Here is a 12,777-nt window from a genome sequence, read left to right as displayed (position 1 = left end):
CTTCAGTGGATTTCAACTTTTGGCATAAGCGCGGTATAGTGACACTGGCCTAAACCGCTATAACTTCAATACCGATACAATTTTTATATCGCAATGAATTCAACCACATCCCCGGACAACACACCTACCGTCATCGCAATCGCTCAACAGCTGGTTGCCCAACTAAGTGATATGTACTATCAGCTCGGCATCAGCAGCGAGGTCGATGCTTTTTATACCGAAATTTTCGAGCCAATGATGGAGTTGCAACCAGATCCCAATGAGATAGAAGATGGGTTCGAAACAACAAACGAAATCTCAAATATAGACATGATCCGCCTGTCCTGTGCCTACGTCGTCGGTGCGCTCCACTGCTATGGCACGGACGATGAGAATTCATGGCTTGGTGTAAGTCATGCCCAGTATTGGATGGGCGTCGCCTATGGCCTTGGATTTACGCAGGGATTGGTCAAGAAGGCTTTTGTAAATCGTGCGAAATCAGGTGGAGCTCAGCGAAAGGAGCGCTACACGCCATTGAGAGAACTTGCACGTGAACTAGCAGAAAAAGGAGATCCGGTCACTAACAAACCGTTCCCTAGTCGTCGGCAGGCAGCGCTAAAGATTAAGGATCAGATACTTGCGGCATCCGTAGCCGACGTGAGATTGAAGCCTGATCAGGCCGAACGCACCATCACTTCGTGGCTTTCGGATATGCAGTTTGGTAGCAAAAGCAAACGCTAAAGTAGCAAACGCAACCGTCAAAGTAGCAAACGCATAGACCTACCTACAGCAGAAAATTAAGATTCTCCTATCCACTGCGCAGCGGACAACTTTATACACCGCCCTGAATAGGAGAGTTTTTATGAGAACTAATAAACCCAATTTTGCCCCGAGTCCAACCATTGCTAAGCTCGCGGCGCGTCAACGTATTCTCAAGCGACGCTCGTGGTTCCAGTCGCATCTGAATCATGCCTATCCGGCTGCATATAACTTGTCATTGCCCGCGGTAGAGGCAAGTACGTCAATCAAGACCAGCACTCCGTCGCATGAAATTTTGACCTTTGCAGATCACTTGGTAAAAATCGCCGAATACCAAGGTAAATATCGTGACACGCTTCAGCAGCTGCTAGGTGTAACCTACTCTGCCTGCATCGTCTTCAACGACAAATCAGAGTCTGTAAGAGCAGCAAACAAAGCTACTCTTGAAGAAAAATGCGCCGCCCTCGGCATCGAGGGAAAGTCCTACTATCAGTTGATCGTTAAGCTCGCCTTTGGAAAAGAATCCAAGCGCGCGTCTGGCTTTGTCCACGTCATCAAAGCCGCTCAGAATCAGAAACCAAGTGTCGAGCCTAAAGACTTTATCCGGTGGCTGAATGATAACGGTGGTATTCAGGAAGTCCGGAAAAAGCTCAACTCCGATGGTACGGAGAAAATGCAGTCCGTCCGCAGTCCTGAAGAAATCATGACTGAGCGCATCAACAAGGCTAAAGATTCGACTCTGAATGCTTGCCTGACGAAGATTCCATATGGTCAGTTGCCAGCGATTGCGAAACTGGGCAATGAAAGCGATGGATTGGCGATTCTGCGCCAGCAGGCTGACGGCAGCGTTGTCATTAAACTCGTTTTGAACGACTCGAAGATGGTTGATTCGATCTACGCCGCACTTGGTCGTACGCTGAAATAACAATCCTAATCTCGTTAGTTGTTGCTGGTGCAAATTGCACCAGCATCATTAAACTTATATAAGGAACACACATGTCCGCACCGCAAACCATCAATGACATCGTTTTTGAGTCCCTTGCCGAAGCGCGGAAAATTTCGCTGATCGCCAATGGTGAAATTGAGTTTCCCTACGCTGGAAAAACGGGAGTTCTGCTGCATGGCGAACCTGGGACTGGCAAGACAGCGCTGGCTGCTTTTATGCCGCCGCTGATTGAAGCTTGTCAGCCCAATGGCGGTAATACCCCAGATGTACAAAAGCATCAATGCACCGTCGGTAAAAATGGCGTCGAATTCATCCAATCTTTGCAAAAGCAGCTAAGCCATATCTCAGTCAGTCCGGGCAGTGGAATTCGCTACATCATTCTGGATGAAGTAGACAATTTGACGCCTCAAGCGCGTACTCAGTTGAAATCCGTGATGGAGATGGTTGATGCAGTTTTTATCTTCACGACTAATAACCTGCATGTGCTTGAAGCTGCATTACGCAGCCGCTGTATCGAAGTATCGTTCAACCCAACAAATCCGAAAATTTGGCTTCCACGCTTGCGCGTTCTTCTCGCAAAGCAGGGTGTTAGCGCAAGTTCTTTTTCCGATGCATTCTTGGAGAATTTGGTATTGGTCGCAAAATTCGATGCGCGTGAAATAATATTCCAGCTGAAGATGGCAATCATCCAGCAGCAAGCCACCACTGCTAATTCCGTTGCAGTGACCGCTCCACCAACTATGCCACAACAGCAGCAAGCCATCCCTATGACTCCCATTGTTATGGCCGGTCAACCAGTGGCGCAGCAACCGCAGCCGGGTCCAACGACTCCGTAACACGAAAGCGACCCAGAGTTAAGCTGGGTCGCTTTTTTATTGCAAGAGCAGACGACATCGACGCCTGGCAAGGAATTCAGCATCAGCTAGTAGTAAGCTAGTCCCAAGCTCCAAAAATCGCAGGCCTGACTGCCTGGCCATTCTGCCGGATTGCGCTGCATTCACCATCCCAACAAGTTGATCTATATGCCAGGCCGTCCTACCATCTGATTTTCCAACAACAGGAGAGTCAGATGGACCTATATGAAGGCACTATCGTTATCCGCATCAATGGCACGCAAAAACCGATTGACGTCAGAGTCCACGCCCACAACAGCTGGAATGCCAAAGCTGCCATCGAGGCTCAGTACGGAAGCAGCTTTGTCAGTTGGTGGCGCGGCCCCATGGAAGTGCGATAGGACAGAGCGCAAAGCTTACTGGCCTAAAATGTCACTCAACAATCGCAGTCGACAAATGGACGTTATCACTTTGAATTCCTGCACCAGTCTTCAATAGCCAAGGGAACCACGGGTAGTACTCTCCCGGCTCCGCTGTCGAAAGAAGTTTGATGAACGGTACCGAGGATCGCATACTCGCGATATCAATTTTCTGGATCACCTTGCTCTGGTAGAAGCCTGCGTTTCCGCCACCAGAAGTACGATCAACGTAAATCGAACCGTTCGCCACCAAAAAGTCTAACACTACGCCATGATCCGGAACGGTAGGCAATACCGTAACCACAGCGGTATTGAAGTTTGCTGTTCCGTTGCCTTGAATGTAAGCAGCCTTTGAGTCACCCTGCCAATCATGTCCGCCAACCAGCATATCGAGCATGTTATCGCCGTTAACGTCTACCAGCTCAACAGTATAAAAATCACGGTTTTGAACATATGCTGGGAACTTGTCAAACGCTTCGGTGAAAGTGCCGTCGCCTTTCCCCATGAACATACGCAGCGCTTGTGGGGAGTTCGGATCAACGGCCACAAAATCTACATTGCCGTCGCCGTTCAGGTCAGCAGCCGATACCGAGTGGAAGAAACCCACAAAGTCTTGCAATGGCGTGCTGTGATACACGCCGCTCTGGGTACTGAGAACCAAGAACATTTTTTCGCCGGCGTATTGACCACCATCGTACCCCTGGCAAGCAACAAGGACGTCTGGCTTGCCATCGTTGTTGAAATCTGCCACCACAGCCTTACGTGGATGCACGCACCCGACCGTGCTGTCGATCATTGCGTCTTCTTTAACCCAAGAACCGTTTGCAGACTTCGTCCAGAAAGCGAACACACTAGGCTCTGCCGTTGCGGCAGTACTAGTCTCTAACTTATACATCACCTTAGCAGTGAAGAGCGAGATAGCTCCGCTCCCTTTGAAGTCAGCGCGAGCGTATGCTTGGACGGTATCGGCTGCCTGCGGCAACTCTATCTGCTCAAGGCCTACTTGCTTAGCGTTCGCGTAAGACGTTTTTTGGAGCGGAATCGCAACTGTCAAAAGGACTGATTGATTTGCTGAGCCACCTGCGCCTGTACATGTCAATGTATATGTCAGTGATCCCGGCGCGCTTAACACTTGCGATATAGTTCCCGAATTTTCCTTCGTACCCGCCCAAGCTCCCGACGCCGTACAAGACGTCGCGTTTGTCGAAGACCACGTGAGCTTAGCGGACTGTCCTACCGCAACCCTTGATGAGTCAATATTTAGCGATACAGTTGGGACCGGAGTGGTAGGAGCTATTGGGTTACTTGGCGTGGCACTACCGGAACCACCACCACAACCTACGATGGCGTTAGCCACGATTCCAGCAAACAGCAGATTGAAACGCTTCATTTATTTCCCCTAGTTGGTTAAGGCCAATCCAAACCGATCTATTTTTTAGATCGTTATGAATATTAGATCAATCTAACCGAAAAATAGCCTAAGTGCAACTTTCGAAATATGCCGCGCATAGGAAAACAACGTCGGTCAGGGACCGCCGCAAGTCAACCGAGCTGGTGATACTTGCATCGAAAAGAAAAAGACGGCAATGCTCACACCGCAGCAACTAGGAAGGCGACTCGGATTAGGAAGGACTAGAGGTAGATAGCAGGTGCAACGAAACACATCCTAAAAGGTATTACGTGTTGCGCCCATCAAGGCAATAAACCCGCTACGCAGCAGATCTATGACAGATCCATGATTCAGCTTAAAGTAGCAGCCTTGAGCATGCACTTGGAGAGCTTATCGAGATACTTCAAGGCTTCTTGGGTTAGCTCTACCTGCTTACGGCGGGTGTCTTCGGTATCGGTCAACATCAGCCAGCCCTTTTCCCGCATAGAAGTCAAGCGGCTATGAACTGTGGCAGGAGCACCTAATTCTTTCTTGCCCATCATATCGCGGACTGACAACCGCTCATCTTGTTGAGTAGCAAGCGCGACGATGCTAAGAATGCGTTCTTCCAGTGGATCAAGCGCTTCCAGAGATGGCAGGCCACGCAGGGCATCGGCCAATTGCAGGAAGCGCATGTAGATTTCAGCTGGGCGTTTAGGAGGTGTCATGTTCGTTTTAAACTACTCGGACATTGTCGGCTGAACCGACAATTGAATCGCTACAAATTTTAGCACACGGTTTACCGTAGTCTGCGCTCAGGTAGCGGCAGCAAAGACAGAATACCTTTCGCTGTGTACAGAACAATCAATGTTCCCAGCAAGTCACCGATCATCATTACAAACAGGCCCGGCAGCAGATCGCGACCGCCATGTATGGAAAACCATAAATGATGAAGTACAGGACTCGCGATAGAACAGCCGACAGCGCACAGCAGTAATCGCTGCGGCGTCAGGTTCGTCAACGACGCCTGCAATCCATATCGCGATTGCGCGGCGAGATAGATCAGATACGGACCTATCGCACCTGCAATTGTGCCGCTCGTCGCACGTAACGCGTCGCCAGGGAAGTAATACCAGTAGCAGGCGAGCCAACCCGATATCAGTAACCCGATGGCCCCAGCTCGTCCAAACATCAGTGTACATAATAAGCGTGTACCGGCTGGCAAATAAACCCAGCCGATGCCCTGTAGGAATTCAGCACGTCGAAAAAATAGCTCGTTCGCGATCATCATCAGTCCATGAAGGCATATCGTGCCAAGTACCATGTACAGACTTAAATTCGAAGGTGAAGTTGGCCGAGTCATGCTGTGCGTGCAACCTATTAAAGATGCTTTGTAGCATTGTAACGGGCAACGCCGTTTGCAACTAGATTAAGGCAACGTGCTGCGCTCTAGCGGTTGGTCAGAAATGACAAAGAGCTTGCCATCCCTGATGTATATACGTACCGGTCCTGCCCCCGCTGGGATACGAATTAATTTGGTCTTCGCTTTACATTTCGGGTCCGCAGTAAGCGGGGCCTTGACTGTTACGTTGTTTTCGATGAGTTCGGAATATCGCATTTGATTGTAGCCTCCTGCAATATTTATTTGCAGCTGTTCTCCACTACGGCATAGTGGACTACGCAAGCTCCACGGCTACCCGCTGCATCTCGTCGTTTACATCAATGTAGCGCTGCGTGGTCGCAATGTTCTGGTGCCCAGCTAATGCCATTAACACGCGGACGCCCACGCCTTTGCTTGCCAGATTTGTGATGAACGTCCGACGGCCTGAATGACTGCTGGCACCGTCGATACCTGCTTCTTTGTACAGGAAGTGAAAGTGCTGACACAACGTATTAGCGCTGAAAGCCAGGCGCTTCTGTGTATAGAACAGCGGCATGTCGGCCTGCACTCGCTTCAATGTTGCCAGATACGCGGCAAGTTCCTTTTGCAGGCGTTCGTTTAAAAAGACTGTACGTGCCCTATTTCCTTTTGTCTGCTCCGGCAGCAATCGGATTTCGGGCCTAACACGGCCATCTTCGGATAGCACATCCTTAACCAACAGCGCAGCCAATTCGCCGACGCGCATTCCTGCTAAGTGAGTCATCAACAACATTGCGCGGTTTCTGGCTGCATGCCGTTTAATCGCAACGAACGCAAGCATGCGCTTAAGTTCTTTTTCGGTGAGTGTTTTTGCCTGTGCCATATAAGAAAACCAAAGGATTTAACGCATCGGAGGATGCAACCTTTGGTTTAATAAATCAATCGAAAAGTGACTTTACAGAAAAGCCTTTATTTTCAACTGACTAGCAAGAAATGTAAGGATTTCGCTATTTTCTTACATTCTATGTTATCGAAATTTCTTATTGAAAAATCAAATCACTACCAAGGTTTAGCAATACCATGCTGCGTTGCTATGTAGCTCGAAAATGCGTTATCTGTTCGAATACACAGATCAGAAAAAACTTTGCACAACAGCTTACGTTTTTACAATCTAAATGCGGGGCTCCCGCAGCATTAGTGTTCCAAGAGTGAGCAGGCATGGTGAATCCGTGAGCAAAACTATGACGCACCAGAAATATTTCATCCAGTCGATTTCGGCTATGTAAGGAGTTGCCAAAGATAGTTTTATCAAATTTAGCACCGGCCCAACTAGGCCAGGGATCGAACCCACTGAAGGTGTATAAAAATTCGCGACAATGCTCGCTATTAGGCGTGTTTAATTTCTTTGCCGCGACCTTCATACGTGCTTGCAGCAAACTGTGTATTGCAGAAAAACTTGCATCAGTAGGCTTTCCTGTCTTCAGAAAATATTCCGCCAACAAGTTTTTAATATAAACTTCCCAAGCCGCCACTTGACTAGCTAAGGCGGCATGAAGCAGTACCGTCTTAGATGGTTGTTCAGTTTTTTTCTTTAACGTTCCTGCTACTTTAGATAAAGCTTCCGAGCGCTCCAACAGAACGTCAAACTTCACTTTAGCGGCGGAGGCCATTAAAGAAACTCGACAAGAGTCTTAAGCGCGTCCTTATAACTATTCAGAGAGCCGATATTAACTTGAATACGCTCGCCATTAATTGTTTTAGGACCCGCTTTCAACTTATGAATCGGAGTACCCGTAAGGGATACGACGATTGAAACACCATGATAATCCGGGAAGTCAACAAATCTATCGCTGACGGCGACTTTAGGATATGCGAAAACCGTGCGATGCTTTTTAAAGATACTTTCAATAGTTGCTTTAATAGCCTTGTGGGCGGCCTGAAAAGCTTTACTAGGTTCGCCATCAAATAAAGTAACACGATTAGATATGAAGGTATGTAGTCGGGGAAGAGCTATCCCCTCTTCTTTAGCCCTCTTGAAAAAACTCAGCCGAGCAAACGACGCGATATATTCATCGCCTTGTCCATAAAGCAAAGCGATAATATTTTCAATTCCTCGCCTTGAACTTTCATCAGCTGTAAAGGGAATTACAAGATTATCTGCCGCAACAACTGCTAGTTGTGTGTAAATGGCAAAGCTTGGATTACAATCGATAAAGAATACGCAATCGTTATCTCTGGTTTCTCGTATGGCATCCTGTAAATCTTTTATCCAGCTAATGACTTTTTTCCACGCCGTAACCGGAACAACTAATTGGGCAGTTTGTCGAATTGCCTCCCCCAAAACCTCAACCAAGTTATCTCCGCACACAAGTGAAAGATTTCCCGGGATCTTGTCATTATACGTAGAAGCCTGAATCGTGTATCGTTCTGCATCGTCAATTTGTTGGAATGGAGAATTTAATCGTTGCTCCAAGTAACCACCGACACTGATACGATCCACTCCAGTTTTCAAAAATTTCTTGATTGTCTTCGCACCTTCCGGCTGGCCTCCAAGAATCATTTCCGATGTGTTAGCCTGCGGGCAAAGATCTATCACAACGACATCAATATCTGGATTCTGATGTGCGTACTCGCAAGCAGCAGCGAAACACAAAAAGCTCTTACCGACTCCGCCCTTGTTATTCCAAAAAGCATAGGATGACATGTTGTTCTCTACCGGTGACAGTTGTTAGATACAAGAAATATTACGAACTATATCACTCTGCGTTAGGTTGCACCGAATCTGTCGAGATCTTTTGCATAAATTTGTAGCAGATCTGGCCCAACTCAGTAGCAGGCTCCCACCCGGACTCATTGGCAAGTGTTCAGAGTGATCGACGTGGCATTGCTAGGAATAATTCGACGCCGCCACTACGCGTCTGACGGAACACCAGGCAGTTCTATGTACGGTCCAAACTAACCGAGCACTCATTTCCAAAGCACGATTATCTAGCGACTTGAATCAATACTCATTGCAGCTATCAAACTGGCGCAAGGCGGACCTCAAAGCCATGTAAGCAACGGGGCATTTGATGCGTGCCTACTGCGGTTCACCAAAGCTGTATGTGAACCGACATATATGACCGCGTGGTAGCCCGACAATGCTAAGGGGTAAGGTGGTTTCGTGAATGAACGAGGTAACTAGCCACCTGCCTATTCCTTCTTTTCGTCCACTTTGTTGTCGCTCTCATCCTTATCTTCTAAGGTAGTATTGGCATTGATTCCGTTAGCAACATCCTTAGCTGTTTCTTCAAATTTCTTTGCTGCTCTGGCTGCAAGTCCTTTTGTAATAGCTTCTAGGCCGGGAATTTTCGACAAAGCCTCCATTGAGTCAGAGAGTTTCTTACTATTATCAAGCACAGACATTAAAGGGTGATCGGTTTTATTATAATCTGTAATAAGCTTGCCGGGATTTTCAGCGCTGACCTGAAGCAGGTTAAAGAGCAAGCGTGTTCGTAACTCTTCCCTTACCCCGTCTCCAGAATTAAGCGTGTCTATTTGATTGGAAATACCAGCAAAAGTCTTACCCAAAACCTCTTTATGCGTATACTCTTCAATTAAACGTTTTGATAAATTTATTTTCTTATTAAGAGAAACCGCTATCCAAAGCGCTGGTAAATATAAAGGCAAAATAGCCAACAGAAGATTAGGCGTATCTTGAATAACTTTTATAATGCCTATTTTCTCCCCGAATAACAAATACGTGTCAACGATAAGAGGAATACCCGATATGGCAGCCATAGCGAATATCGATTTTTGAAACTTTTCTTCCGATTTAATTAAAGAATTAGTTTCATCATCTTTCTTCTTTGCGTAGGCTGCACTTAGGCCCGCTGCCATCGCTCCTGGCAACAAATCCTTCAGTTGACTATCAACCTCGTCTATTCGCGCATTTGATCTTGAGACTAAATGCTCGAAATCTGCCAAATTCTTTTCCAGTTGTTTTTCATGGCTATAATTAACAGCGTCAGTAACAATCTGGATTTCAGATTCTAAGTTTTTCACCCTAGATTCAACATCAAAATAGGATTTTTCCAACTTATCCTTTATTCCGTCGACGTGCACGTTAGATCCGTCAACTTCCATATCCTTTCCCAATATTTTATCTCTCAGCTCATCAATTTCCCCCTTCTTAGATGCGGAGTGAGACAAAAGATCACTTATGTTCGCGTAAATCCCTTCCGAATTTTTTAAAATACCTTGTATTTCATCAACCGAATCTGGAAGAGTTTTACTCGTTTCCAGCGCCTCGTTGATTAAGTCTATGTCTGAATGTATGCTTTCTTTAGCAGCATCCACCTCGGACTTTGCAGCCAATACCGATGAATAGAGCGCTTGCACTTCATTAATAGATGATTGTAGTATGTTACTCGTCTCTCTCGCTTTATTGCATTCAAGCGAAAGACTATCCAATTCCTCTTTGGCGGAGGCTTGGAATTGATTTAATGCAGTCAACGCGTTTTTAAACTGATCCTCTAACCCCTTAACGCGCAACTCCGCGGCCACTGCATTCTCAGCAGCATTTCTCGCCAGTTCCTCTGAATCCGTCACTTTTAATGCGATTTCACTCTTCAGCCCAGCAATTTGCTCAGCCACTGCTTTTTTAAACGAATCAAATTCGTCAGTTTTCACATAATTAGCGCCACCGAATAAATCAAACATTCCTCTACCCTAGCTATTGAGTTATTTTTAATTAGTATAAAAACGGCCCCACTTATGGAGCCGTCGTTATTACATGTTATTTTTTTCGTTGGGCCAACGCTGAACCTGCTGCGCTCTTAGATGCGGCGCTTGTCCGACCGTCTCGTAATACAGCAGAGGCTGCTGTGGCGGCCTTAGCCGAAGTCACCTTTGCTGGCGCGACTTGCGACAGCGTACTCCCCGCGCTAGTTTTAGAATTTGCACCGGTGGAATTGCTGTGAAGCACCTTCGATGCGCTACTTGCCGCTTTCGTGCCCGTTACTTTGTTCGACATATTTCACTCCAATAAAGGGTGTTGCCGTGAAGGGATGGTACAAGCCGATTGTAACTCACATTCGCTGTCTTTTTGTACAGTCAAATGTCTTTTTGTCAGGTTGCTATAGCTGATCTAACTACTGTTCCAGTAATACCTTCCTACTCATTTAGATCACCTAGCCAGAGAGATGGGCGCTTAGTGTCGGTTGATCCGACACTTGTAGCGCGACAAATCACTCTTTTGTTGATTTTTTATCAACTTTAGCGCACCATCCTTTACATGAACAACTACTAAGGACGGCAAAAATGTCCCTGCTCAACAGCTTGAAAATCGTTACCGCAAAACGCCCTGCCCCTGTTTCGCCAATCGCACGTCGCCGCGATATGCTGATCGCAAAACTGAACGAACAAGTCGCTTACGCCCAAGCCCAGCAAGACGGCGGCGTGTACGCGCCAACGCGTCTGCGCACTGTAAAAGATCAGGAATCCGGCGAGAGCAAGCGCGTTGAAATGCCGAAACGCGTTAAGCCTTGGTGGTTTACCGATGACAGCGGCAAGCTGTGCTTGGTCGTCAAATACGGCACCAAGCCGCTGGAACTGGCAAAGGGTAAAGTAGCAATCGAGCTGGCGGCACAAGCTGACCTGATCCCGACGCTGGAAACGCTGAAAGCTGCTGTATCGGCTGGCGAGTTGGATGCGCAGATCGAAGTGACGAGCGGCGCGCTGCGCAAAGGCTTCGCTAAGAAGTGATCCGTAAAGCCCAGATAGCAAAAGCGCCCGCAATGGGCGCTTTGTCATTTTCGAAGGTGCAATAAGCTAGCCGAAAGTTCGCAAATTTTGTACGTATTTTGTACGCCAGGGTCTACCGACGATTTAGCCCTACTGGCAATTGGCCACGCCCAGGGTCTGGTAGTAATCCTTGTATTCCACGTTGCCCGCTCCGTTTTGTACTAGCGCCAGTCTAGCGCAATTGCACCATCCGTGCGGGCCGCGTGGCGGCCCCTCCCATCAGCGCAGGCGGCGCACCGACGAGATGCGGTTGTTCATGTCGTCGAGGACGTCGTAGCGGCCCGGATTGAGCACGATGCAGCGGCCGCCGAAGTTGGCGTGCTCGCACAGTTCCCAGCGCCCTTCGTTGACGATCACCGAGCCGGCGCGGTCGTTGAAGTCGTAGTCGTCGAGCTTGCGCACGTCGCCGGTCAGCTCGGCGCGCCGGCCGCCGAAGCCGGCCTGGGCGAACAGCACGATCGGCTCGCGCCGGCCATAGCCGCCGCCACGGCCGTCGCGCTCATCGCGGTCGCCGCGCCAGCCCGGGCCGCGGCCATCGCGGCCATCGCGGCCATCGCGGTCGTCGCGGCGGTCGCCGACCTCGCGCACCGACGAGACGACGTCGTTAAAGCCCTGCAGCTGGCGGTATTCGCCGCGCTGCAGGGTGATGCAGTGGCCCTGGAAGCCGGCGTGCTCGCACAGTTCCCAGGTGCCGGAACGGACGATGACGCTGGAGGCGCGGTCGTTGAAGCCGAGCTGCGACAGGTCCGGCGTGGCGCCGCGCACCGTCACCGCGCGGCCGCCGTAGTTGTCGTCGGTGTAGAGGGTGACTTCGCCGGCGTGGGCGCAGCCGGCCAGCAGCAAGGTGGTGGTCAACAGGCGCGAGAGTATCGTTTTCATGGGGTGACTCGTTAATGATGAAATGGGCAGTTAACGCCGGCGAGGTAAATGTCGCTGACAGGAAACTATGATGAATGTGCAAGCAATTGTAAGGCCTCACTTGCGCGCCGGCGCGTCCACTTCGCGCGCCGACGAGACCATATTGTCGAAACCGGGCAATTCGGCGTACTCGCCCACGTCCAGAATCATGCATTTGCCGCGGTAGTGCTTTTCCGCGCACACCTGCCACCTGCCCTTGTGCACCACCACGCTGGAAGTCTTGTCGTTGAAGCCGAGCGGGTCGAGGTCGGGCGTGGCTTCGTGCAGCGTGATGGCCGGCCCGCCGAGCCGCGCGTGCGAGTACAGCGTGATGTCGCCGGCCTGGGCGGCGGCGCAGGCGGTGCAGAGCACGGCGGCGAGAATGGAACGCATGGCGGTCTCCGGAGCAAAGGTGGCTGCATCATAGCGCG

14 protein-coding genes are annotated in these 12,777 nt (G+C 49.2%); 5 read left to right on the top strand and 9 right to left on the bottom strand.

Annotated features, from left to right (window positions below; genetic code table 11):
• Nucleotides 1–93 precede the first annotated feature (93 nt).
• From ACRQ5J_RS08455 to ACRQ5J_RS08440, 4 genes are all read left to right on the top strand, one after another.
• Nucleotides 94–720 carry a hypothetical protein gene (locus tag ACRQ5J_RS08455; RefSeq protein WP_432382563.1) on the top strand — a complete coding sequence of 209 codons (627 nt, stop codon included), beginning with the start codon at nucleotides 94–96 and terminating at the stop codon, nucleotides 718–720.
• A gap of 121 nt (nucleotides 721–841) precedes the next feature.
• Entirely contained in the window at nucleotides 842–1,663 is an 822-nt protein-coding gene (locus ACRQ5J_RS08450) for a hypothetical protein (RefSeq protein WP_432382561.1), read from the top strand.
• Between the two features lie 71 nt (nucleotides 1,664–1,734).
• Nucleotides 1,735–2,520 carry an AAA family ATPase gene (locus ACRQ5J_RS08445; RefSeq protein WP_432382560.1) on the top strand — a complete coding sequence of 262 codons (786 nt, stop codon included), beginning with the start codon at nucleotides 1,735–1,737 and terminating at the stop codon, nucleotides 2,518–2,520.
• Nucleotides 2,521–2,753: 233 nt separating this feature from the next.
• Nucleotides 2,754–2,918, top strand: a complete 165-nt coding sequence (locus tag ACRQ5J_RS08440) for a hypothetical protein (RefSeq protein WP_432382558.1) — start codon at nucleotides 2,754–2,756, stop codon at nucleotides 2,916–2,918.
• A 31-nt stretch (nucleotides 2,919–2,949) separates the two neighbouring features.
• On the opposite strand, the gene ACRQ5J_RS08435 is transcribed toward ACRQ5J_RS08440, so the two are convergent.
• From ACRQ5J_RS08435 to ACRQ5J_RS08405, 7 genes are all read right to left on the bottom strand, one after another.
• The gene (locus ACRQ5J_RS08435) at nucleotides 2,950–4,326 is read right to left on the bottom strand and encodes an FG-GAP repeat domain-containing protein (RefSeq protein WP_432382556.1); all 1,377 of its coding nucleotides are present in this window, start codon (nucleotides 4,324–4,326) and stop codon (nucleotides 2,950–2,952) included.
• A gap of 350 nt (nucleotides 4,327–4,676) precedes the next feature.
• Nucleotides 4,677–5,033, bottom strand: coding sequence for a winged helix-turn-helix domain-containing protein (locus tag ACRQ5J_RS08430; RefSeq protein ID WP_432382554.1), 357 nt, complete (start codon nucleotides 5,031–5,033; stop codon nucleotides 4,677–4,679).
• Between the two features lie 71 nt (nucleotides 5,034–5,104).
• A complete protein-coding gene (locus tag ACRQ5J_RS08425) occupies nucleotides 5,105–5,593 on the bottom strand; it encodes a hypothetical protein (protein WP_432382552.1) in 489 nt (162 codons plus the stop codon).
• A gap of 388 nt (nucleotides 5,594–5,981) precedes the next feature.
• A complete protein-coding gene (locus ACRQ5J_RS08420) occupies nucleotides 5,982–6,548 on the bottom strand; it encodes a tyrosine-type recombinase/integrase (protein WP_432382550.1) in 567 nt (188 codons plus the stop codon).
• A gap of 208 nt (nucleotides 6,549–6,756) precedes the next feature.
• Nucleotides 6,757–7,335 carry a HEPN domain-containing protein gene (locus ACRQ5J_RS08415; protein ID WP_432382549.1) on the bottom strand — a complete coding sequence of 193 codons (579 nt, stop codon included), beginning with the start codon at nucleotides 7,333–7,335 and terminating at the stop codon, nucleotides 6,757–6,759.
• The gene (locus tag ACRQ5J_RS08410) at nucleotides 7,335–8,369 is read right to left on the bottom strand and encodes a ParA family protein (protein WP_432382547.1); all 1,035 of its coding nucleotides are present in this window, start codon (nucleotides 8,367–8,369) and stop codon (nucleotides 7,335–7,337) included. Before ACRQ5J_RS08410 ends, ACRQ5J_RS08415 begins: the two co-directional genes overlap by 1 nt.
• A gap of 488 nt (nucleotides 8,370–8,857) precedes the next feature.
• On the bottom strand, nucleotides 8,858–10,366 hold the full coding sequence (locus ACRQ5J_RS08405) for a hypothetical protein (protein WP_432382546.1): 1,509 nt from the start codon (nucleotides 10,364–10,366) through the stop codon (nucleotides 8,858–8,860).
• Between the two features lie 600 nt (nucleotides 10,367–10,966).
• Between ACRQ5J_RS08405 and ACRQ5J_RS08400 the strand changes: the two genes are divergently transcribed.
• Entirely contained in the window at nucleotides 10,967–11,410 is a 444-nt protein-coding gene (locus ACRQ5J_RS08400) for a DUF6641 family protein (RefSeq protein WP_432382544.1), read from the top strand.
• 258 nt (nucleotides 11,411–11,668) lie between these two features.
• Here the strand turns inward: ACRQ5J_RS08400 and ACRQ5J_RS08395 are convergent, their stop codons facing one another.
• Both ACRQ5J_RS08395 and ACRQ5J_RS08390 read right to left on the bottom strand, forming a co-directional pair.
• Nucleotides 11,669–12,328 carry a beta/gamma crystallin family protein gene (locus ACRQ5J_RS08395; RefSeq protein ID WP_432382542.1) on the bottom strand — a complete coding sequence of 220 codons (660 nt, stop codon included), beginning with the start codon at nucleotides 12,326–12,328 and terminating at the stop codon, nucleotides 11,669–11,671.
• Between the two features lie 96 nt (nucleotides 12,329–12,424).
• A complete protein-coding gene (locus ACRQ5J_RS08390) occupies nucleotides 12,425–12,739 on the bottom strand; it encodes a beta/gamma crystallin-related protein (RefSeq protein ID WP_432382540.1) in 315 nt (104 codons plus the stop codon).
• Nucleotides 12,740–12,777 lie beyond the last annotated feature (38 nt).

It is taken from the genome of Duganella sp. P38, assembly GCF_050859475.1.
Classification (GTDB): Bacteria; Pseudomonadota; Gammaproteobacteria; order Burkholderiales; family Burkholderiaceae_D; genus Rugamonas.
Note: the sequence above shows the minus strand (reverse complement) of the source record. Positions and strands in the feature narration are given on the sequence as shown.

Excerpts from the sequence above, each read along its gene's own strand:
- ACRQ5J_RS08450 (WP_432382561.1), top strand. The coding sequence starts at position 842 with ATGAGAACTAATAAACCCAATTTTGCCCCGAGTCCAACCATTGCTAAG.
- ACRQ5J_RS08420 (WP_432382550.1), bottom strand. The coding sequence starts at position 6,548 with ATGGCACAGGCAAAAACACTCACCGAAAAAGAACTTAAGCGCATGCTT.
- ACRQ5J_RS08440 (WP_432382558.1), top strand. The coding sequence starts at position 2,754 with ATGGACCTATATGAAGGCACTATCGTTATCCGCATCAATGGCACGCAA.
- ACRQ5J_RS08435 (WP_432382556.1), bottom strand. The coding sequence starts at position 4,326 with ATGAAGCGTTTCAATCTGCTGTTTGCTGGAATCGTGGCTAACGCCATC.
- ACRQ5J_RS08415 (WP_432382549.1), bottom strand. The coding sequence starts at position 7,335 with ATGGCCTCCGCCGCTAAAGTGAAGTTTGACGTTCTGTTGGAGCGCTCG.
- ACRQ5J_RS08455 (WP_432382563.1), top strand. The coding sequence starts at position 94 with ATGAATTCAACCACATCCCCGGACAACACACCTACCGTCATCGCAATC.
- ACRQ5J_RS08390 (WP_432382540.1), bottom strand. The coding sequence starts at position 12,739 with ATGCGTTCCATTCTCGCCGCCGTGCTCTGCACCGCCTGCGCCGCCGCC.
- ACRQ5J_RS08410 (WP_432382547.1), bottom strand. The coding sequence starts at position 8,369 with ATGTCATCCTATGCTTTTTGGAATAACAAGGGCGGAGTCGGTAAGAGC.
- ACRQ5J_RS08405 (WP_432382546.1), bottom strand. The coding sequence starts at position 10,366 with ATGTTTGATTTATTCGGTGGCGCTAATTATGTGAAAACTGACGAATTT.
- ACRQ5J_RS08425 (WP_432382552.1), bottom strand. The coding sequence starts at position 5,593 with ATGATCGCGAACGAGCTATTTTTTCGACGTGCTGAATTCCTACAGGGC.
- ACRQ5J_RS08430 (WP_432382554.1), bottom strand. The coding sequence starts at position 5,033 with ATGACACCTCCTAAACGCCCAGCTGAAATCTACATGCGCTTCCTGCAA.
- ACRQ5J_RS08395 (WP_432382542.1), bottom strand. The coding sequence starts at position 12,328 with ATGAAAACGATACTCTCGCGCCTGTTGACCACCACCTTGCTGCTGGCC.
- ACRQ5J_RS08445 (WP_432382560.1), top strand. The coding sequence starts at position 1,735 with ATGTCCGCACCGCAAACCATCAATGACATCGTTTTTGAGTCCCTTGCC.
- ACRQ5J_RS08400 (WP_432382544.1), top strand. The coding sequence starts at position 10,967 with ATGTCCCTGCTCAACAGCTTGAAAATCGTTACCGCAAAACGCCCTGCC.